Here is a 20,519-nt window from a genome sequence, read left to right as displayed (position 1 = left end):
ACCGCGCCGACCTTCGGCGGCTGTGCCGGAGTGCTCACTTCAGCCTGCTCGAGGCGAGGATGGACACCAGGTGCAGCAGCGTCTGCAGGAGCGCGATCCCGGCGAGCACGGCGACGCCGAGGCGGGAGAAGAAGAGGTCGCCCCGGGCCGCGTCCACGATCGCCAGGACCAGGATGAGCAGGGACGCCTCGATGCCGAGGATCAGCCGGTGGAACTTGAGCGCGGCGGCGGCCTTGCGGGCGAGCGCCACGCCGGAGGCGCGCGGCACGGAGGCCGACTCCTGCACGGGCGGCAGCCCCTGCTGGTGCCGGGCGACGCCCACGAGGTCGGTCTCGGCCTTGATCAGGATGGCGCCGAGCGCGGCGAGGGTGCCGAGGAAGGCCCACAGCCAGTCGATGCGCCCCGAGCCCCACAGGTCGGCGGCGCGCAGGCCGAAGCCGACCAGGACCGCGGCGTCGCACAGATAGGCGCCGACCCGGTCCAGGTACACGCCGGACATCGAGTACTGCTTGCGCCAGCGGGCGATCTCGCCGTCGACGCAGTCGAGCAGCAGGTAGAGCTGCACCGCGACGACGCCGAGCACGGCGCCCGTGATGCCCGGCACGAGGAGGGCCGGGGCCGCGAGCACGCCCGCGACGGTCATCAGGTAGGTCAGCTGATTGGGCGTGATCCTGGTGTTCACCAGGTACCGGTCGCAGCGCAGCGAGATCTCTCGCATGTACAGGCGTCCCGCCCAGTGCTCACCGCTGCGCCGGTCCTTCACCCCCGCGGGGTGAACGACGGGCCGGAGTTCAGCTACCGATGGCCTTGGCATAGTCGGCGTATGCGTCCTTGATCTGGTCGGTGTTCAGATTGAGGTGCTCGAGGATCGTGTAGCGGCCCGGCCGGGTCTGCGGCGCGTACTCCACGACCTGGACGAACTCGTCCACGGTGAAGCCGATCTCCTCCGGCAGGACGGGCAGGCCGTGGCGGCGAAGGACCTCGGCCATGAACGCCGCCTCCTCGCGGGCACCGCGCAGGTGCATCGCGAAGGCGGCGCCGAGGCCGCACTGCTCGCCGTGGCTGGCCGCGCGCTTCGGGAACAGCAGGTCGAAGGCGTGGTTGATCTCGTGGCAGGCGCCCGAGGCCGGGCGGGAGTCGCCCGAGACGGACATCGCGATGCCGGTGAGGACGAGGCCCTCGGCGAGCACCTGGAGGAAGCCGTCGTCGCCGACGCCGCCGGGGTGGCGCAGGACCGCCTCGCCGGCCTGGCGCGCCATCGCGGCGGCGAGGCCGTCGATGTCCTCGCCGCGCTCGCGGGCGGCGAGTTCCCAGTCCCGGATCGCGGAGATGTTGGACAGGGCGTCGCCGATGCCGGAGCGCACGAAGCGGACCGGGGCCTCGCGGATGACGTCGAGGTCGATGACCACCGCGATCGGGTTCGGCACGCCGTACGAGCCGCGGCCCGCGTCGTTGTCGAGGGTCGCGACGGGCGAGCACAGGCCGTCGTGCGACAGGTTCGTCGCGACGGCGACCAGCGGCAGGCCGACGCGCGCCGCGGCGAACTTGGCGCAGTCGATGATCTTGCCACCGCCGAGGCCGACGACCGCGTCGTAGCGGCCCTTCTTCATGGCGTCGGCGAGCTTGATGGCGTCGTCGAGCGTGCCACCGCCCACCTCGAACCACTCGGCACCCGGCAGCGACGGAGAGAGTCTCTTGCGCAGGACCGCGCCGGAGCCGCCGCTGATCGCGATGGCGAGCTTGCCGGTCGACGAGCAGATCCTCTGGTCGGCGAGGACACCGGCCAGGTCGTTCAACGCCCCCGGCCGGATGTCCACGACGACCGGCGAGGGGATGAGCCTCGTCAGTACTGGCACGCGATCTCACGTCCCTTGGCGAGGTCGTCGTGGTTGTCGATCTCGACCCACGAGACGTCGCCGATCGGCGCGACATCGATCTTGAAGCCGCGGTTGACGAGCTCCTGGTAGCCGTCCTCGTAGTAGAGGTCGGGGTCGCGCTCGAAGGTGGCCTTCAGGGCGTCGGCGAGCTCCTCGGCGGCCTCGCCCTCGATGAGGGTGACGCCGATGTACTCTCCGGTGGCCGTCGCCGGGTCCATCAGCTTCGTGATCTTCTGGACGCCCTTCTCGGGGTCCACGATGACCTTCATCTCCTCGTCGGCGAGGTTCTTCACCGTGTCGAGGGCGAGGATGATCTTCTTGCCGTCGCCGCGGGCGGCGAGCAGCGTCTTCTCGACGGAGACCGGGTGCACGGTGTCGCCGTTGGCGAGGATCACGCTGTGCTTGAGGGCGTCACGGCCGCACCACAGGGAGTAGGCGTTGTTCCACTCCTCGGCCTTGTCGTTGTCGATCAGGGTGAGCTTGAGGTTGTACTTCGCCTCGAGCGCGGCCTTGCGGTCGTAGACGGCCTCCTTGCGGTAGCCGACGATGATCGCGACGTCGGTCAGGCCGATCTCGGCGAAGTTCTTCAGGGTGAGGTCGAGGACGGCCAGCTCATTCTCGGTACCCTCGCCCACCACGGGCACCAGCGCCTTGGGCAGCGTTTCGGTGTAGGGGCGCAGACGCCGGCCGGCGCCGGCGGCCAGGACGAGGCCGATCATGCGGGTTCTCCTTCATCGTGTACGGCGGGTGCGCCGCGGTTGTGCGCGGTCACCCAGAAGCGGATGCTCTCGGCGAGCACCACGAGTGCCACGGCCACGGCGAGCGCCGTGAGCGCGACGGTGAAATCTGTGTTTGTCAGCAGGGCGGCGGCGACGGTGACCGCGAAGGTCCTGCCCTCGTGCCCGCCGATCACCCGCACCAGCCAGCGCGGCGGCGCGACGACACCGCGAATGCGGTACACGGTGTCGTAGTGATGGTAGGCGACCGCGGCCACCAGGCCGAAAGCCGCGGGAAGGGCTCCGTTCACGTCCGCTTTGGCCGCCAGGACAAGGACGGTGCCGTATTCGGCGGCGCGCAGGAAGGGCGGGACCAGCCAGTCGAGGGCGCCCTTGAGGGGCCGCGCGACGGCGAGGCCCGAGGTGATCACGTACCCGGCGGCGGCGATGACCGGCCAGGGGCTGCCGAAGGAGGTGAGGGCGGAGGTGGCGACGACGGCCGCGCCGCCCGCCAGGGCGAGGGCCGGGGCCAGCCCCGGGATCCCCCGGAGCGTGGCGAGCGCGCCCGCGAAGGGCCCGGTGTCGGCGAGGTCGGCCAGGGCCGTGGCGGCCCGGTCGGTGCGCCGGGCCTTGCGGGTCAGGGAGCGCAGGACGCGGCCCGCGGTGGTGTAGCAGGCGGCGAGGCCGCAGCCGATCAGGAGCACGACGAACGTGACGCGCGGGGTGGTGAGCGCGGTCAGGACGGCGATCAGGGCCCAGCGCTCCCCGATGGGCAGGACGATCATCCGGCGCGCCCACACCGTCCAGCCGCGGCTGTCGAGCTTGTCCGAGAGCGCGGCGGTGGGGCTGGTGTTGGCGGTCGCGTCGTGGTTGGCCTCGTTGAACGAGAAGTCCACGACGTGGCGGCAGGTCTGGAGGATCATCGCGCCGAGCGCGAGGGCCCAGACGTCATCGCCGCCGCGGGCGGCGCCGAGGGCGAGGCCCGCGTAGTACGCGTACTCCTTGGCCCGGTCGAAGGTCGCGTCCAGCCAGGCGCCGAGCGTCGAGTACTGCAGGGAGTAGCGCGCGAGCTGGCCGTCCGTGCAGTCCAGGACGAAGGAGAAGAGCAGCAGGAGGCCGGCGGCGACGAAACCGCCGCGGGTGCCGGTGGCCGCGCAGCCCGCCGCGATCAGGGCGACGAGCAGCGAGGCGGTCGTGACCTGGTTCGGGGTGAGGCCGCGTCGGGCGCACCAGCGCGCGAGGTAGCGGGAGTACGGGCTGATGCAGTACGTGGTGAAGAAGCCGTCCCGGGCCTTGACCGCGCTGCGCAGGCGTACGGCCTCGTCGTCGACGGCGGCGACGGCCTGGCGGGCGGTGTTGCGGGCCTCGGGGTCGGCGGGCACGGCCGCGACGAGGGTGCCGAGCTCGGGCCGGTACACGTCGACGTCGGCCGCTTCGAGGGTCTCGGCGAGCCGGTCGGGCACGGTGTCCGGCGCGACGGTGACGGCTCCGGCGCCGCCCGCGCCGACGGCCGTGCGCAGCGCGCCGGTGAGCGCGCCGCGGGCCTCGGGCTTGACGGTGACGGCGCCGGGCACGGCGGCCGCGGCGAAGCGCGGGTCGGTCAGGCCGAGGCGCAGGGCGTGGACGTGACCGACGAAGCGGGTGTCGACGACGGCGACGCGCTGGTCCGCGGGGACGGTCCGCACGAGCGTCTCGGCGTCGGCCGCGTCCCGGGCGGTCCGCACGTCGAAGCCCAGGGACCGCAGATCGCCTTCGAGGGGCGAGCCGGGCACCGGCTGGCCGGTGAGGATGGCGGTCGACAGGACGAACTCACTCCTTGATTCCCGGCGCGGCGCGCGCGGGCACATGCGTGACGGGGGGCGCCCTCGCCGGGATGCGGCCGGGCGGCATGTCGGCAGAGGCTATCGGATGCCGGGAAGCGGGCGTTCACCGCCCGTTCACGCCCCGATCAGCCCGATCTGCAGGGGTCGGCACGGGCTGCGCCGCCCTTGATCGCCACGATCATCATCGTCGATGGCGGCCCGCGGCCACAAACCGCGTGGTACCGAACCACGCAAGCCCGCCTAAGGTGGACGCCCATGACATGGCTGATCACAGGTGGGGCGGGATATATCGGGGCACATGTGGCGGGGGTCATGGCCGCCGCCGGGGAGCGGGTGGTCGCCCTCGACGACGTGTCGTCCGGGGTGCCGGAGCGACTGCCCGCCGGCATTCCCCTCGTACGGGGCTCGTCGCTCGACGGCGCCCTCGTCGAGCGGGTGCTCGCGGAGCACGCGGTGACGGGCGTGGTGCATCTGGCGGCGCGCAAGCAGGTCGGCGAGTCCGTGGAGCAGCCACTGCGTTACTACCGGGAGAACGTCGGGGGCCTGGTGACGCTCCTGGACGCGGTCGCCGCGGCCGGGGTCCGGCGGTTCGTCTTCTCGTCGTCGGCCGCGGTGTACGGCGAGCCCCCGGCGGCCGGGCTGATCACCGAGGACACCCCGTGCGCGCCGGTCAGCCCCTACGGCGAGACGAAGCTGGCCGGGGAGTGGCTGGTCCGGGCCGCCGGGCGGGCGCACGGGATCACCACGACCTGTCTGCGGTACTTCAACGTGGCGGGGGCCGCGGCGCCCGAGCTCGCGGACACCGGGGTCTTCAACGTGGTCCCGATGGTCTTCGACCGGCTCACGCGCGGCGAGGCCCCGCGCGTCTTCGGCACCGACCACCCCACGCCGGACGGCACCTGCGTGCGCGACTACGTGCACGTGAGCGACCTGGCCGGGGCGCATCTGGCGGCCGCCCGCAGGTCCGCCGCCCCCGGCACCGATCTGACGGTGAACATCGGCCGCGGCGAAGGTGTTTCCGTACGCGAACTCCTGACCGTGATCGGCGAGGTCACCGGGGACACGCGCGCGCCGGTGGTGGAGCCGCGCCGCGCGGGGGACGCCCCGAGCGCGGTGGCGGACGTCGGCCTCGCGGCGCGGGAGCTGGGCTTCAGGGCGGGGCTCGGGGTGCGCGAGATGGTGGCTTCGGCCTGGGCGGGCTGGTGTCTGCGCCATCCGGAGGCCGGGGGAGCCCGGCCCGTCTGACGCGGGCCGCTTCCGTGGGCTCCTGCCGCGGACCGCAGACCGTTTCCGCAGGCCAGCGCATATGACAACGGTGTTCACGATCGCGTTGCCATATACCCCCCACCCGTAGTTCACTGTGATCGTCGCCGCGGACGGCGATCCCGCTACGGATCCGGAGGACCACGCGATGGGGGCTGGACACGACCACGGCCACGCGCCGCCGACGAACGGCACCGTGACGGCCGCGTACAAGGGGCGGCTGCGGATCGCGCTGTCCCTCACGGTCACCGTGATGGTGGTGGAGATCGTCGGCGGTCTCGTCGCGGATTCGCTCGCGCTGATCGCGGATGCGACGCACATGGCCACCGACGCCCTCGGGCTCGGCATGGCGCTGCTCGCGATCCACTTCGCGGGCCGCCCCGCGAGCGAGAGCCGCACCTTCGGCTACGCCCGCGCGGAGATCCTCGCCGCGCTCGCCAACTGTCTGCTCCTGCTCGGCGTCGGCGGCTATGTGCTGTACGAGGCGATCCAGCGGTTCGTCACGCCGTCCGAGACCGAGGGCGGTCTCACCATCGTCTTCGGCCTCATCGGCCTGGCGGCGAACCTCGTCTCGCTGCTCCTGCTGATGCGCGGGCAGAAGGACAGCCTCAATGTGCGCGGCGCCTTCCTGGAGGTCCTCGCGGACGCGCTCGGCTCGGTGGCGGTCCTGGTGTCGGCCACCGTCATCCTGCTGACCGGCTGGCAGGCGGCCGACCCGATCGCCTCCCTCGTGATCGGCCTCATGATCGTGCCGCGCACCTGGAAGCTGCTGCGGGACACCCTGAACGTCCTGCTCGAAGCGGCCCCCAAGGGCGTCGACATGGCCGAGGTGCGGGCCCACATGCTGGCCCTGCCCGGCGTCGAGGACGTCCACGACCTGCACGCCTGGACCATCACCTCGGGCATGCCCGTGCTCTCCGCGCACGTCGTGGTGAGCCCCGAGACGCTCAGTGCCGTCGGCCACGAGAAGGTGCTGCACGACCTCCAGGGCTGCCTGGGCGACCACTTCGACGTCGAGCACTGCACGTTCCAGCTGGAGCCGAGCGGTCACGCCGAGCACGAGCCGAAGCTCTGTCACTGACGGTGTTATAGTGGCCAAGGCCTTGAGTGGGCACCCGAGCAGCCAGGGGACGCGAGTCCCCGCGGACACAGAAGGAGGTGGGTTGATGACTGTCGCGGTCCTCGCCGCACTGCGTGGCGACGCGTTCATCCCCACTTCCCGGGCTCACGGCTGACCTTCTCCGTACGTTCCGCACCGCGCGCGTACCCCACGGCGGCCGGGCCCTCTACTCAAGGGTTTCCCGTTGTCTCACGACAAGATCCAGAACTCCGTCCACGACGCCTTCTTCGCCCTGCACCACGGCCTGCCCCGGCAGGGCCCCGGCTCCGACGCCACCACCCGGCGCCTGCTCGCCCTCGCCGGTGAGCTGCCCGAGCGTCCGCGCGTCCTCGACCTGGGCTGCGGTCCCGGCAGGGCCGCGCTCCTGCTCGCCGCCGAGGCGGGCGCTTCCGGTGCCGAGGTGACGGCCGTCGACCTGCACGAGCCCTTCCTCGACGAGCTCCGCGCCGCCGCGCGGAGCCGCGGGCTCGCCGACTCCGTCCACGCCGTCGCCGCCGACATGGGCGCACTCCCCTACCCCGACGGGTCCTTCGACCTCGTCTGGGCCGAGAGTTCGGCCTACAGCATCGGCTTCGACACCGCCCTGCGCTCCTGGCGGCGGCTGCTCGCGCCGGGCGGCACGCTCGTCGTCACCGAGTGCGAGTGGACCACCGGGACGCCGTCCACAGCCGCCCGCGCCTTCTGGGACCGGCACTACGCGCTGCGGACCGCAGAGGAGAACACCCGGGCCGCGCTCGCCGCCGGATACTCCGTCCTCGGCGTCGTACGCCAGCCTGAGTCGGACTGGGAGGCGTACTACGCCCCGCTGCGGGCGCGCGCCGACGCGGCCGACCCCGGGGCGCCGGGCATGGCCGAGGCGCTCGCCGCCACCCGCGAGGAACTCGCGCTGCGGCGCGACCACGCGGCCGAGTACGGCTACACCGGGTACGTCCTGCGCCCCGCGGGCGACGCCTGGCGCACCCGGCCCGAGGCGGCGTCCGGCGCCGACCGGGCGGCCGTGCACGCCGTGAACGCGGCGGCCTTCCCCACCGAGGCGGAGGCCGACCTGGTGGACGCGCTGCGCGCGGACGCCGGTGCCTGGCTCGACGGCATGTCGTACGTCGCCGAGACCCCCGCGGGCGAGGTGGTGGCGCACGCCCTCATCACCCGCTGCCACGTGGACGGCGCTCCGGCGCTGTGCCTGGCGCCCGTGGCCGTGCTCCCCTCCTACCAGCGCACGGGCGCCGGTAGTGCGGTGGTGCGCGCCGTCCTGAGCGCCGCGCGCGCCCGGGGCGAGCATCTGGTCCTCGTCCTCGGCCACCCCGACTACTACCCGCGGTTCGGCTTCGCTCCGGCGTCGCGGTACGGGATCAAGCCAAGTTTCGAGGTGCCGGACGAGACGATGATGGCGCTGGTCCTCGACGGGCCCGGCGAACAGGCCGGTCCGGCGGGCGTCCCGCGCGGGACGATCAGCTATCCGGCGGCGTTCGGCGTCTGATCGCGCCGTTCCCGCGTGTCCCGTTCGCAGCGTTGCGGACGGGACATGCGGGGCCCCCGGAGTGCCGGGCGCACCGGTGTCGTACGGCAGACTTGAGCTCCGAGACCGAAGCGAAGGATGGGTATGCCGATCACACCTGCCACCGCGGCGCACAGCTCGTCGGACGGCACCGAGGAGACAATCCTGCTTGAGCTCGTCGACGAGGACGGCAGGACCATCGGCACGGCGGAGAAGCTGGCCGCGCACCAGGCACCCGGCCGGCTGCACCGGGCGTTCTCCGTCTTCCTCTTCGACGAGCAGGGCCGCCTGCTGCTCCAGCAGCGGGCGCTCGGCAAGTACCACTCCCCCGGCGTGTGGTCCAACACCTGCTGCGGCCACCCCTACCCCGGCGAGGCGCCGTTCGCGGCGGCGGCCCGGCGCACCTTCGAGGAGCTCGGCGTCTCGCCGTCGCTGCTCGCCGAGGCGGGCACCGTGCGCTACAACCACCCGGATCCGGAGTCCGGCCTGGTGGAGCAGGAGTACAACCACCTGTTCGTCGGCATGGTGCAGGCCGAGCTGCGACCCGACCCGTCCGAGGTGGGCGAGACGGTGTTCGTGACGGCCGGCGAGCTGGCCGAGCGGCACGCGCAGGGCCCGTTCTCCGCGTGGTTCATGACGGTCCTGGACGCGGCGCGGCCCGCCATCAAGGAGCTGACGGGCGCGGGCGCGGGCTGGTAGACCGCCGCGCCCGCCGCCGGGGCCCGTCCGGCGGGCCCTATAGGCGCCGTTCGGCGGGCCCTAGGCTCCGTTCGGCTTCAGGGGCAGGGCGGCCCAGATCACCTTGCCCCCGCTCGCCGTGTGCTCGACGTCGCAGGCGCCGCCCGCCTCGCGGGTGATCTCCCGCACCAGGAGCAGGCCGCGCCCGCCGGTCTGGCCGTGGTCGGCCACCAGGGCGGTCGGGCGGTAGGGGTGGTTGTCCTCGACGGACACCCGTACCCACTCGGCGCCGACCGCGACCTCCACGGCGAGCGTCGGCGACAGGAGCGCCGCGTGCCGCACCGCGTTGGTGACCAGCTCGGAGACGATCAACAGCAGGCCCTGCACCAGGTCGTCGGGGGCCGGTACGCCTTGGCGCGCGAGCAGGTCGCGCACCGCGTGCCGTGCCTGGGGCACGGACGCGTCGACGGCGGGCGCGGTGAACCGCCACACCCCTTCGTACGGCACGGGCCCACTGCCCCGCGGGAGCGGGCCCGGCCCCCTCCCGTCGTTCCCCATCGCCCGGTCGCCGCCCTCGCGCTCGATTGTCACCACACGTCGAGTGTTGGGAACGCACTGGTCCGGACCGCACTACTGACCAGAAGTCAGCGAGTATCGACGGGATTTGACCGGGGCCGCATGGCCGCGTCAGTTGCGCGACTGGTCCTGCCCTTCTTGTGCTGCCTTCACAGGTTCTTCAGGTTGTACGGCTTCCTGGGGCCCGCCCCCGCCGTCCCCCACGCGGTCCGACACCAGGCTGATGATGCGCCGGGCGCCGATGCCCGTGGCGAGGAGCCCGAGGCCGTCGAAGAGCAGCGCGAGCGAGAAGAAGGTGCCGATGACGTACTGGCTGCTGCTCGGCCACCCGGCGAGCACAAGGACGCCGAGCAGGACGCCGAAGGCGCCTTGCAGCAGCGTCACGGCCATCTGCGGGCCGCGTACCACCAGGCTGCCCACCAGGCGGAACACACCGCCGGTGAGGAACAGCAGCGCCGCGAACATCGTCAGCGCCTCGGCGGCCACGTCCGGCCTGCGGATCACGACGAAGCCCGCCGCGAGGTTCAGCGCGGCGACCACCACGCCGAGCCAGAAGAAGCTGGTGCCCCGCGACTGCACCGCGTGCAACAGCGCGACGATGCCGCCGACGAGCAGCAGCCAGCCGAACAGGAGCATCGAGGTGAGCGTGGCGACACCGGCATAGACCAGGCCGACGAGCCCGCCGACGGCCAGAACGGCGCCGAGCAGTGCCAGCCAGCCGAAGCTGCGGCTGAGGGACCGGGGGTCCGCGCCGCCGGCCCCCTCCGGGTCACCAGCCGTGTCGCGCGCCGTGGCGCGCGCCTTGCCGCGTCCGAACATGAGCGCCTCCGTCCGCTGTGCGAAGCCGCCCCTTCTTGATCGTACGTTCGTACGGTGCGGATAGCATCCGGCGCATGGAGCCGCAGCTGAGGCAGGCCGTCGCAGACGGCGTCGCCACCGTCGTCATCGACCATCCGGCCAAACGCAACGCCATGACGGCGGACATGTGGCGCGCGCTGCCGCCGCTGCTCGACGCGCTGGCCGCCGACCCCGCGGTGCGCGCGCTCGTCCTCACCGGTGCGGGCGACACCTTCTGCGCGGGCGCCGACATCTCCTCGCTGCGCGCCGAGCCCGGTCGCCCGCAGGAGCTCGCGGTCCTCGCGGAGGAGGCCCTGGCGGCCTTTCCGAAGCCGACGCTCGCGGCGGTGCGCGGGTACTGCGTGGGCGGCGGCTGCCAGCTCGCGGCGGCCTGTGACCTGCGGTTCGCGGACGAGGGCGCCTCGTTCGCGGTCACTCCCGCGAAGCTGGGCATCGTCTACCCGGCCTCGTCGACGCGCCGCCTGGCCACCCTGGTCGGCCCGGCCACGGCGAAGTACCTGCTGTTCTCGGGCGAGGCGATCAGCGCGGCGCGGGCGCTGCGGACGGGCCTGGCGGACGAGGTCCTGCCCGGCGGTGAACTGGACGCGCGCGTGAAGGAGTTCACGCGGGTCCTCGCCTCCCGCTCGCTCCTGACGCAGGCGGCGGCCAAGGAGTTCGCGGCGGGCCGCGCCGACCGGGACGCCCACTGGGCGGACCAGGCGCGCGGCAGCGGCGACACCGCCGAGGGCGTCGCCGCCTTCCTGGAGCGCAGGCAGCCGCGCTTCACCTGGACCGTGCCGGAGGGTGCGGCTACGCCGGGGCGTCCTTGAACCGGGTCTGCTCGCGGAACATCGCGACGAGGTGGGCGGGCGCCTTCTTCGGCGAGCCCGCGTCGTAGGGCGGCTGCGGGTCGTACTCGGTGATGAGCTGGACGGTCTGGGCGCGCTCGTCCCCGGCGATCCTGCCGACGAGCGCGAGGCCCATGTCGATGCCGGAGGAGACACCGGCGGCCGTCACGTACTTGCCGTCGAAGACCACCCGCTCCTCGGAGGGGGTGACGCCGAGCTTCGCCAGTTCGCCCAGGGCGAGCCAGTGGGAGGTCGCGGTGCGGCCTTCGAGGAGTCCGGCGGCGGCGAGCGCGAGGGAGCCGGTGCACACGGACGTCGTCCAGGTGCTGGTCGTGTCCGCGGTGCGCAGCCAGTCGAGGAGCGGTCCGTTGTCCATCTGGTCGCTCTGGCCGGGGCCGCCGGGGACGACGAGCACGTCCGGGTGCGGGACCTCGTCGAAGGTCTTGTCGGCGACGACGGCGAGCTGCCCGCTGTCGTCGCGCACCGGCCCGGTGCGCTCGGCCACGAAGACGACCTGGGCGTCCGGGATGCCGCTGAGCGTCTGGTAGGGACCGATGGCGTCCAGGGCGGTGAAGCGCTCGTAGAGGGCGATGGCTATCTGCATGCGGACTCCTGGAGGGTGATGGGGTGGGTCTCGGGCAGGGGTGCGTGGAAGCGGCGGCGGTACTCCGCGGGTGAGGTGCCGAGCGCCTTGAGGAAGGCGCGGCGCATCGCCTCCGGGGTGCCGTAGCCGCAGGCGCGGGAGACCTCCTCGACGCCGCGCGAGGTGTCCTCCAGGAGCCGGCGCGCGTGCTCGACGCGGACGCGGTCGACGTACTTGCCGGGCGTCGTGCCGGTCTCCGCCTGGAAGGCACGGGCGAAGTGGCGCGGCGAGAGCCGGGCGCGCTCGGCCAGCCTCTCGACGCAGAGGTCGTCGTCGGGGTGCTCGGTGATCCACTGCTGGACCTCGCGCAGCGGCTCGCGGCGGGCGGTCTGCGCGGCGAGCTGGGCGCTGAACTGCGCCTGGTTGCCGGGCCTGCGCAGGAACACGACCAGGTGGCGGGCGATGGTGAGCGCCATGGCCCGGCCCAGGTCCTCCTCGACCAGGGCGAGCGCGAGGTCGATGCCCGCCGTGACGCCCGCCGAGGTCGCCACGTGTCCGTCGCGTACGTAAATCGGGTCCGGCTCCACGTGGACGGCCGGGTGGTCGCGGGCCAGCGTGTCGCAGTACGCCCAGTGGGTCGTCGCCCGGCGGCCGTCGAGCAGGCCCGCGCGGGCGAGCACGATCGCCCCGGTGCACACCGAGACGAGCCGCTGGGCGCGGGGGCCGTGGGTGCGCACCCAGTCGACCAGGTCGGGGCCGTCCGGGCGGGTGCCGATGCCGCCGGGCACGAGCAGGGTGTGCGGCGCGGGGGCGTCCGCGAGGGCGTGGTCCGGGACCAGGGTGAGGCCGCTGGACGTGCGCACGGGCGCGCCGTCCAGGGAGGCGGTGCACACCCGGTACGCGGGGTCGCCCGTGGGCCCGGTGGCCCCGCCGAAGACCTCCACGGGGCCGGTGACGTCGAGACTCTGTACGCCTTCGAAGAGGACGACCAGGACGGTTCGCTGCGCCATGCCCTCGATTCTTGGGGCAGCGCGGGACGGCCGCAATGACGGGTACCCCACCCTTCCTGCCACGCGGGTCCGGCCGGTCCGCGGGGCGCGGGGTGCGGCGGCCCCGCCCTTCACGTCATACCAACCAGTCGGTAGCGTACGGGCATGACCTCTCCCACGGCCTCCCCCACGGGCCCCACGGCCACTTCCACGGGCCCGTCCGCGACCGGTGCGGCGCTCCACCCGCGCGCGGGACGACGCTGTCACAGCGTGCTCAACGCCCTGCACTCCACCCACTACTTCTCCCCCGACCTGGGACGGGAGCTGGGCGCCCTGGGGATCACCCACCCCAGGGCCGTCAACTTCGCCGCGCGCGCGGCGGCGATGGGCGCCGTCGGCGCCGGGACGGTGACGGCGGCCTTCTTCAACTACAAGCCGGAGGCCGTCGCCGCGCACGTCCCCGCGGTGTGGCGCGCCGCCGCTCCCGAGGACGTCCTCGCGGCGCGGCTGCGGGCCGTCGACACGACGCTGCGGCGGCTGCTCGGTGACGAGGCCGTCGCATCACCGGAGATGGCCGAGGCGGCGCGGCTCGCGCTGCGCGCCACGGAGGCCTGCGTCCGCAGCGCGCGCCCGCTGTACGCGGCCCACGCCGACCTGCCCGTGCCCGACGCGCCGCACCTGGCGTACTGGCACGCCGCGACGCTGCTGCGCGAACACCGGGGCGACGGACACCTGGCCGCCCTCCTGGACGCCGAACTCGACGCCGTGGAGGCCCTGGTGAGCCACACCGCGACCGGCAAGGGCATGACACCGGGGCGGAACCTGGTCACGCGCGGCTGGACCCAGGAGGACTGGGACGGGGCCGTGGAGCGGCTGCGGGAGCGCGGACTCCTGGACGCCGAGGGCGAGTTGACGCAGGCGGGCGTGGAGCTGCGGCAGGCCGTCGAGGAGCGTACCGACCGCCTGGACCGGGCGCCGTACGCACACCTGGGCGAGGCCGGGGTCGAGCGGCTCACCGAGCTGGGCGGCGCCTTCGCCGGGGCGGCGCTGCGCGCGGGGGCGTTCCCCGCGGACCTGCTCGGCAAGGCGTAGCGCCACCGGGAGGGCCCGGGGTGCGGGCATGGCACGCGGTTTCCGCGGTACTCGTCCGGCCCCGGCCCGCCGACCGTCGCGGGCCGCGTGCCGAAAGGAGATCCACGTGTTCCGTGCGATCGCGGACGTGCTGCGACAGATCGGGGCTGCCATCGCGACGGTGGTGACGCTGCCGTTCAGGGCACTGGCCCGGCTCTTCGGCGGAGCCTCTCGTTCCGGGCGCGGCGGCGCCGGACGCACGCGACGGCCGGGGCGGACCCGCCGGGTCTGACTGCCCCGCTGTCCGTGCCACCTGCCACAATTGCCGGGCAACCTCAGTGAGAAGGCGGTACCGGAACGTGGCACCTTTGCAGACGTCCACTCCAGCGTCCATCGAAAGCAGGATCGCCGAGGAACTCGGCGTGCGGGAGCGGCAGGTCAAGGCCGCCGTCGACCTGCTCGACGGCGGGTCGACGGTGCCCTTCATCGCGCGCTACCGCAAGGAGGCGACCGAGTCGCTCGACGACGCGCAGCTGCGCACGCTCGAGGAGCGCCTGCGCTATCTGCGCGAGCTGGAGGAGCGGCGCGCCGCCATCCTCGAATCGGTGCGCGAGCAGGGCAAGCTCACCGACGACCTGGAGGCGCGCATCCGCGAGGCCGACACCAAGGCCCGCCTCGAGGACATCTATCTGCCGTACAAGCCCAAGCGGCGCACCAAGGCGCAGATCGCCCGCGAGGCGGGCCTGGAGCCGCTGGCCGACGGCCTGCTCGGGGACCCGGGTGTGGAGCCGCTCGCGGCCGCCGCCGCGTTCGTCGACGCCGACAAGGGCGTCGCGGACGCGCAGGCCGCGCTCGACGGCGCCCGGGCCATCCTCACGGAGCGGTTCTCCGAGGACGCCGACCTGATCGGCGAGCTGCGCGAGCGCATGTGGGTGCGCGGGCGGCTCGCCGCCAAGGTGCGGGCGGGCAAGGAGGAGGCGGGGGCGAAGTTCGCCGACTACTTCGACTTCGCCGAGCCGTTCACGGAGCTGCCCTCGCACCGGATCCTCGCCATGCTGCGCGGCGAGAAGGAAGACGTCCTCGACCTCGTCCTGGAGCCGGAGGAGGCCCCGGAGGGCCCCGCCGTGCCGTCGTCGTACGAGGGGACGGTGGCCCAGCGCTTCGGCATCGCCGACCGCGGCCGCCCCGGCGACAAGTGGCTGACGGACACGGTCCGCTGGGCCTGGCGCACCCGCATCCTGGTGCACCTCGGCATCGACCTGCGGCTGCGCCTGCGCACCGCGGCCGAGGACGAGGCCGTGCGCGTCTTCGCGTCGAACCTGCGCGACCTGCTGCTCGCCGCCCCCGCGGGCACGCGCGCGACGCTCGGCCTCGACCCGGGTTTCCGTACGGGTGTGAAGGTCGCCGTCGTGGACGCGACCGGCAAGGTCGTGGCGACCGACACGATCTACCCGCACGTCCCGGCGAACAAGTGGGACGAGTCCCTCGCCAAGCTCGCGCGCCTCGCTCAGGAGCACTCGGTCGACCTGGTCGCGATCGGCAACGGCACGGCGTCGCGTGAGACCGACAAGCTCGCCGCCGACCTGATCGGCAGGCACCCGGAGCTGAAGCTCACCAAGGTGATGGTCTCCGAGGCGGGCGCCTCGGTGTACTCGGCCTCCGCCTTCGCCTCCCAGGAGCTGCCCGACCTGGACGTGTCGCTGCGCGGCGCCGTCTCCATCGCGCGCCGCCTGCAGGACCCGCTCGCCGAGCTGGTGAAGATCGACCCGAAGTCCATCGGCGTCGGCCAGTACCAGCACGACCTGTCCGAGGTGAAGCTCTCCCGCTCCCTCGACGCGGTCGTCGAGGACTGTGTGAACGGCGTGGGCGTGGACGTGAACACGGCCTCCGCCCCGCTGCTCGCCCGCGTCTCCGGCATCGGCTCCGGCCTCGCCGAGAACATCGTGGCGCACCGCGACGCGAACGGCCCCTTCCGGAACCGCAAGGCCCTCAAGGACGTCGCGCGCCTCGGCCCGAAGGCGTACGAGCAGTGCGCGGGCTTCCTGCGCATCCGCGGCGGCGACGACCCGCTGGACGCCTCCAGCGTGCACCCCGAGGCGTACCCGGTGGTGCGGCGGATGGTGAAGGAGGCGGGCGTCGACGTGCCGTCCCTCATCGGCAGCACGGCGACGCTGCGCGCCCTGAAGCCCACCGCCTTCGTGGACGACGTCTTCGGTCTGCCGACCGTCACGGACATCCTCAAGGAGCTGGAGAAGCCCGGTCGCGACCCGCGGCCCGCCTTCAAGACGGCCACGTTCAAGGAAGGCGTCGAGAAGATCGGCGACCTGTCCTCGGGGATGGTGCTGGAGGGCGTGGTCACGAACGTCGCGGCGTTCGGCGCGTTCGTCGACGTCGGCGTCCACCAGGACGGCCTGGTGCACGTCTCCGCGATGTCCAAGACCTTCGTCAAGGACCCGCGGGACGTGGTGAAGCCGGGCGACATCGTGAAGGTGAAGGTCCTGGACGTCGACGTGCCGCGCAAGCGCGTGTCGCTGACGCTGCGTCTGGACGACGAGCCCGCCAAGGGCTCCGCCCCGGGTGAGCGCAGGGAGCGTGGCGGGCGGCCGCCGCAGCCCCGCGGGGGGCAGCAGAACCGGGGTGGCCGTGCCAAGGGGAGCACCCCTCGGCAGGGGCCGCCGCCTGCGAACGACGCGATGGCGGAGGCGCTGCGCCGGGCCGGGTTGGTCGACCCCAAGCGCCGTTAGGTGCATCGCGTGTGGGGTGTCTGCGGGCCGTTTGTGGCTGGTCGCGCAGTTCCCCGCGCCCCTACGGGGCGCGCCGTTCGGTCACCTTGCCGTCTGTTACCTCCAGGCGGCGGGTGACGCGTACGGCGTCCAGCATGCGGCGGTCGTGCGTCACCAGGAGCAGCGTGCCCTCGTAGGTGTCGAGCGCGGACTCCAGCTGTTCGATGGCGGGCAGGTCGAGGTGGTTCGTCGGCTCGTCGAGGACCAGGAGGTTCACGCCCCGGCCCTGGAGCAGCGCGAGCGCGGCGCGGGTGCGCTCGCCCGGGGAGAGCGTCGCCGCGGAGCGCAGCACGTGCTCGGCCTTCAGGCCGAACTTGGCGAGGAGCGTGCGGATCTCGGCCGGTTCGGTGTCGGGCACGGCCGCGCGGAAGGCGTCGAGCAGCGTCTCCTCGCCGTGGAAGAGGGCCCGCGCCTGGTCGACCTCGCCCACCACGACGCCGGAGCCGAGCGTGGCGTGCCCCTCGTCCACGGGGGTACGGCCGAGCAGGGCGCGCAGCAGCGTCGTCTTGCCGGAGCCGTTCGCGCCGGTGATGGCGACGCGGTCGGCCCAGTCGAGCTGGAGGTGCACCGGGCCGAGCGTGAACGGGCCGCGGCGCACCATCGCGTCGCGCAACGTGGCGACCACGGCGCCCGAGCGCGGGGCCGCGGCGATCTCCATGCGCAGCTGCCACTCCTTGCGCGGCTCCTCCACGACGTCGAGCCGCTCCAGCATCCGCTGCGTCTGACGGGCCTTCGCGGCCTGCTTCTCGCTGGCCTCGCTGCGGAACTTGCGGCCCAGCTTGTCGCTGTCGGTGGCCTTGCGGCGGGCGTTCTTCACGCCCTTGTCCATCCAGGTCCGCTGCATCTGGGCCCGGTCCTGGAGGGCCGACTTCTTGTCGGCGTACTCCTCGTAGTCCTCGCGGGCGTGGCGGCGGGCGACCTCGCGCTCCTCCAGATAGGCGTCGTAGCCGCCGCCGTAGAGGTTGATCTGCTGCTGCGCCAGGTCGAGTTCGAGGACCTTGGTGACGGTGCGGGACAGGAACTCGCGGTCGTGGCTGATGACCACGGTGCCCGCGCGCAGGCCGCGCACGAACTCCTCCAGGCGCTCCAGGCCCGCGAGGTCCAGGTCGTTGGTGGGCTCGTCGAGGAGAAAGATGTCGTAGCGGGAGAGCAGCAGCGAGGCCAGGCCCGCGCGGGCGGCCTGGCCGCCGGACAGCGAGGTCATCGTCTGGTCGAGGCCCACGGCGAGCCCGAGGGACTGCGCGACGTCCTCCGCGCGCTCGTCCAGGTCGGCGCCGCCGAGGGCCAGCCAGCGCTCCAGGCTCGCCGCGTAGGCGTCGTCGGCGCCGGGCGCGCCCGCGACGAGCCCCTCGGTGGCCTCGTCCATGGCCTGCTGGGCGGCGGTGACGCCGGTGCGGCGGGAGAGGAACGCGCGGATCGTCTCGCCCGGGCGGCGGTCCGGCTCCTGCGGCAGGTGTCCGACGATCGCCGCGGGCGGCGACAGGCTGATCCGGCCGGACTCCGGGGCGTCGACGCCCGCGAGCAGGCGGAGCAGGGTGGACTTGCCGGCGCCGTTCGCGCCGACGAGGCCGATGACGTCACCGGGGGCGACGACGAGGTCGAGTCCCTCGAAGAGGGAGCGGTCGCCGTGGCCGGCGGCGAGTTGCTTGGCGACGAGGGTTCCATTCATCAGGGTTCGAGCCTAACCGCTGCCCTGGGCTGTGACGGTTGCCCCCGGACCACGACGGCGGGGGAAGCGCTACGCGTCGGGGCAGCCGGGGGCGGCGGCGGCCACCAGGACCGCGTCGGAGCTCCGCGCCACCACGTACGGCGCCCCGCCCGGCAGGGCCACCCGGTGCTCCCCGGGCTCCAGGACCTCGTCGAAGACCTCGTGGACGCGGGCCCGGCGCAGCCGCCCCACCCGGTAGGCCGTGAGCCGCACCCGGCACGGCGACGTGACCTCGGTGACCACCGCCCCGTCCGTGACCGCGAGCCGCGCCAGGCGCCGCGCCGCGGGCCCGGGGTCCAGGGCGTACTCGATCTGCGCGACGAGCAGCGGCACGATCGGCGCGAGCCCGTCGACGTACGCGACGTCGACCCCGGCCCGCTCGAAGGCCTCCCGCACGGAGCCCCGCACCCCCTCGGGCACGGCCTGCCCGAACGCCACGGCCCCGTACGTGCGCAGCTCCTCCGCCGGTACGCCCGCCGCGTCCGCGGCGATCTCCGCGCCGATGCCGATGGTGCGCAGGGCCGCGGCGAGCTTCGCGAGCAGCGCGACGCGCGCCCCGACCAGGAGCACGCGCCGTCGCACGGCGCCCGGATCGTCGCCGGTGAGCAGGCGGCCGAGCTGTTCGCGGTACTCCCCGCCGTGGAAGCGGAACGGACCTATGCCGCGGTAGCCGTTCAGCTCCAGGTCGGCGTGGTCGGAGGTCTGCCAGGCGAAGTCACGCCACACGTAGTCGTCGTCGGCGCGCTCGATGACGGCCGTGACGGCGCCGCACTCCAGGCCCTCGCACTCGGGACAGCCGTAGATGACGTACCGGCCGTCGAGCAGCGGCGGGTCCGCCTCCAGGAGGAGCCTGCGCACATGCGTGGTGAAGATCGCCGGGGGGATGTCGGACGCGAGCGGGGAGACGGCGTCGAGGTCGGCGAGCTGGAACAGCAGCGGACGGCCGTTCACCACGAAGTCGACGAAGTCGCGGTGCACTTGGTAGGCACCGCTCGCGAGAACTCCACCGGCGCGCATCGCCGGGGCCAGGCCGAAGGTCGCGTACTCGGCAAGCATGGTGTGAGTATCCCCACCTGTGGGGGCGTCTGCGCTCCCCTTGCGGGGTTCCGCTACGTTTCGGGGATGACGCATGGCGATGACACGGATGTGATCGTGGTGGGAGGCGGCGTCGCGGGGCTCACCACCGCGGTGGTGCTCGCGGAGCGCGGACACCGGGTGCGGGTGTGGACGCGGGAGCCCGCGGAGCGCACGACCTCGGCTGTTGCGGGCGGCCTGTGGTGGCCGTACCGCATCGAGCCGGAGGGCCTGGTCGGTGACTGGTCGCTCGTATCCCTGGAGCGCTACCGGGAGTTGGCGGCCGACCCGGAGCGCACGGGCGTACGCGTGGTCGAGGGCGTACACGCCGAGACGGGCCTGGACACGCTCGGCCCGTGGGCGAAGCGGGTGCCGGGGCTGAGGGCGACGACGGCCGAGGAGTACGCGGGCGTCGGCCTGTGGGCACGGCTGCCGCTGATCGACATGCCGGCGCATCTGGGGTGGCTGCGGAGCCGCCTGCGCGCGACGGGCGGGTCCGTGGAGGTCAGGGCGGCCGCGTCGCTCGCCGAGCCGCTGGCCGAGGCGCGGCACGTCGTCAACTGCTCGGGCCTGGGCGCGCGGAGCCTGGTGCCCGACGCGTCGGTGCGGCCGGTGCGCGGGCAGCTGGTCCTGGTGGAGAACCCGGGGATCCGGACGTGGTTCACGGCCGCGGACAGCGCGTCGCACGAGACGACGTACTTCCTGCCGCAGCCCCGCGGCCTCGTCCTCGGCGGTACCGCCGAGGACGGCTCGTGGTCCCTGGAGCCGGATCCGGCGGTGGCGGAGGCCATCGTGGCGCGCTGTGCCCGGGTGCGCCCGGAGATCGGCGGGGCGCGGATCATCGGTCACCGGGTGGGGCTGCGGCCCGCGCGGCCCTCCGTGCGCCTGGAGCGCGAGCGCACGCACGACGGGCGGGTCCTCGTGCACAACTACGGGCACGGCGGGGCGGGTGTCACGGTGGCGTGGGGCTGCGCGCGGGCGGCGGCGGACCTCCTGACGGAGGAGCCGGACCGGGCGCCGCGGGCGGAGTAGGCGGAGAGGCCGAGCAGGCAGCGCCCCGAAGGGGCGCGGGGCTGTG

The 20,519-nt window shown here is 73.6% G+C and carries 19 protein-coding genes; 9 read left to right on the top strand and 10 right to left on the bottom strand.

From position 1 onward, the window contains the following. Nucleotides 1-34: 34 nt before the first annotated feature. The 4 genes from MQV74_RS33410 to MQV74_RS33395 are packed head-to-tail and all read right to left on the bottom strand — an operon-like array spanning nt 35 to nt 4,395. Nucleotides 35-814, bottom strand: coding sequence for a CDP-alcohol phosphatidyltransferase family protein (locus tag MQV74_RS33410; protein ID WP_242726371.1), 780 nt, complete (start codon nt 812-814; stop codon nt 35-37). Further along, nucleotides 792-1,856: an iron-containing alcohol dehydrogenase family protein gene (locus MQV74_RS33405; protein ID WP_242726368.1), complete on the bottom strand. Its 1,065-nt coding sequence runs from the start codon at nt 1,854-1,856 to the stop codon at nt 792-794. Before MQV74_RS33405 ends, MQV74_RS33410 begins: the two co-directional genes overlap by 23 nt. Beyond that, on the bottom strand, nt 1,844-2,596 hold the full coding sequence (locus tag MQV74_RS33400) for a phosphocholine cytidylyltransferase family protein (RefSeq protein ID WP_138962769.1): 753 nt from the start codon (nt 2,594-2,596) through the stop codon (nt 1,844-1,846). The genes MQV74_RS33405 and MQV74_RS33400 overlap by 13 nt, the downstream gene beginning before the upstream one ends. Continuing rightward, nucleotides 2,593-4,395 carry a DUF5941 domain-containing protein gene (locus MQV74_RS33395; RefSeq protein WP_242729288.1) on the bottom strand — a complete coding sequence of 601 codons (1,803 nt, stop codon included), beginning with the start codon at nt 4,393-4,395 and terminating at the stop codon, nt 2,593-2,595. Before MQV74_RS33395 ends, MQV74_RS33400 begins: the two co-directional genes overlap by 4 nt. Nucleotides 4,396-4,671: 276 nt before the next feature. Here MQV74_RS33395 and galE point away from each other — a divergent pair, with 276 nt between their 5' ends. The 4 genes from galE to idi all read left to right on the top strand — a co-directional run bounded on the left by galE (nt 4,672) and on the right by idi (nt 8,993). Then, complete coding sequence (gene galE, locus MQV74_RS33390) at nt 4,672-5,661, top strand: UDP-glucose 4-epimerase GalE (protein WP_242726366.1); 990 nt, start codon at nt 4,672-4,674, stop codon at nt 5,659-5,661. Nucleotides 5,662-5,827: 166 nt separating this feature from the next. Further along, nucleotides 5,828-6,760 carry a cation diffusion facilitator family transporter gene (locus MQV74_RS33385; RefSeq protein ID WP_242726364.1) on the top strand — a complete coding sequence of 311 codons (933 nt, stop codon included), beginning with the start codon at nt 5,828-5,830 and terminating at the stop codon, nt 6,758-6,760. Nucleotides 6,761-6,983: 223 nt separating this feature from the next. Further along, a complete protein-coding gene (locus MQV74_RS33380; RefSeq protein ID WP_242726362.1) occupies nt 6,984-8,276 on the top strand; it encodes a bifunctional class I SAM-dependent methyltransferase/N-acetyltransferase in 1,293 nt (430 codons plus the stop codon). Nucleotides 8,277-8,399: 123 nt separating this feature from the next. After that, nucleotides 8,400-8,993, top strand: coding sequence for an isopentenyl-diphosphate Delta-isomerase (gene idi, locus MQV74_RS33375; RefSeq protein ID WP_242726360.1), 594 nt, complete (start codon nt 8,400-8,402; stop codon nt 8,991-8,993). Nucleotides 8,994-9,053: 60 nt separating this feature from the next. Here idi and MQV74_RS33370 read toward each other — a convergent pair whose 3' ends face one another. Together MQV74_RS33370 and MQV74_RS33365 are read right to left on the bottom strand one after the other, a co-directional pair. Next, nucleotides 9,054-9,566, bottom strand: a complete 513-nt coding sequence (locus tag MQV74_RS33370) for an ATP-binding protein (protein WP_242726358.1) — start codon at nt 9,564-9,566, stop codon at nt 9,054-9,056. A 93-nt stretch (nt 9,567-9,659) separates the two neighbouring features. Continuing rightward, on the bottom strand, nt 9,660-10,367 hold the full coding sequence (locus tag MQV74_RS33365; RefSeq protein ID WP_242726356.1) for an HdeD family acid-resistance protein: 708 nt from the start codon (nt 10,365-10,367) through the stop codon (nt 9,660-9,662). A 74-nt stretch (nt 10,368-10,441) separates the two neighbouring features. On the opposite strand from MQV74_RS33365, the gene MQV74_RS33360 reads away from it, so the two are divergent. Then, a complete protein-coding gene (locus MQV74_RS33360) occupies nt 10,442-11,215 on the top strand; it encodes an enoyl-CoA hydratase/isomerase family protein (protein WP_242726353.1) in 774 nt (257 codons plus the stop codon). Here the strand turns inward: MQV74_RS33360 and MQV74_RS33355 are convergent. Together MQV74_RS33355 and MQV74_RS33350 are read right to left on the bottom strand one after the other, a co-directional pair. Continuing rightward, nucleotides 11,196-11,837, bottom strand: a complete 642-nt coding sequence (locus MQV74_RS33355) for a DJ-1/PfpI family protein (protein WP_242726352.1) — start codon at nt 11,835-11,837, stop codon at nt 11,196-11,198. The genes MQV74_RS33360 and MQV74_RS33355 overlap by 20 nt on opposite strands. Then, entirely contained in the window at nt 11,828-12,826 is a 999-nt protein-coding gene (locus tag MQV74_RS33350) for a GlxA family transcriptional regulator (RefSeq protein ID WP_242726350.1), read from the bottom strand. The genes MQV74_RS33355 and MQV74_RS33350 overlap by 10 nt, the downstream gene beginning before the upstream one ends. A gap of 144 nt (nt 12,827-12,970) precedes the next feature. Between MQV74_RS33350 and MQV74_RS33345 the strand changes: the two genes are divergently transcribed. From MQV74_RS33345 to MQV74_RS33335, 3 genes are all read left to right on the top strand, one after another. Beyond that, on the top strand, nt 12,971-13,897 hold the full coding sequence (locus tag MQV74_RS33345; protein ID WP_242726348.1) for an SCO6745 family protein: 927 nt from the start codon (nt 12,971-12,973) through the stop codon (nt 13,895-13,897). A gap of 106 nt (nt 13,898-14,003) precedes the next feature. Beyond that, a complete protein-coding gene (locus tag MQV74_RS33340) occupies nt 14,004-14,168 on the top strand; it encodes an LPFR motif small protein (RefSeq protein ID WP_242726346.1) in 165 nt (54 codons plus the stop codon). Nucleotides 14,169-14,235: 67 nt separating this feature from the next. Then, nucleotides 14,236-16,620, top strand: a complete 2,385-nt coding sequence (locus MQV74_RS33335) for a Tex family protein (RefSeq protein WP_242726345.1) — start codon at nt 14,236-14,238, stop codon at nt 16,618-16,620. A gap of 61 nt (nt 16,621-16,681) precedes the next feature. On the opposite strand, the gene MQV74_RS33330 is transcribed toward MQV74_RS33335, so the two are convergent. Together MQV74_RS33330 and MQV74_RS33325 are read right to left on the bottom strand one after the other, a co-directional pair. After that, the gene (locus MQV74_RS33330; RefSeq protein WP_242726342.1) at nt 16,682-18,328 is read right to left on the bottom strand and encodes an ABC-F family ATP-binding cassette domain-containing protein; all 1,647 of its coding nucleotides are present in this window, start codon (nt 18,326-18,328) and stop codon (nt 16,682-16,684) included. A gap of 69 nt (nt 18,329-18,397) precedes the next feature. Further along, nucleotides 18,398-19,423 (bottom strand): oxidoreductase, encoded by a 1,026-nt coding sequence (locus MQV74_RS33325; protein WP_242726340.1) that lies wholly within the window; start codon nt 19,421-19,423, stop codon nt 18,398-18,400. 66 nt (nt 19,424-19,489) lie between these two features. Between MQV74_RS33325 and MQV74_RS33320 the strand changes: the two genes are divergently transcribed. Then, complete coding sequence (locus MQV74_RS33320; protein WP_242726338.1) at nt 19,490-20,473, top strand: FAD-dependent oxidoreductase; 984 nt, start codon at nt 19,490-19,492, stop codon at nt 20,471-20,473. Nucleotides 20,474-20,519: the final 46 nt, after the last annotated feature.

Origin of the sequence: Streptomyces sp. AN091965, assembly GCF_022698285.1 — a bacterium.
GTDB lineage: Bacteria > Actinomycetota > Actinomycetes > Streptomycetales > Streptomycetaceae > Streptomyces.
This window is presented reverse-complemented; position numbering and strand designations above follow the sequence as displayed.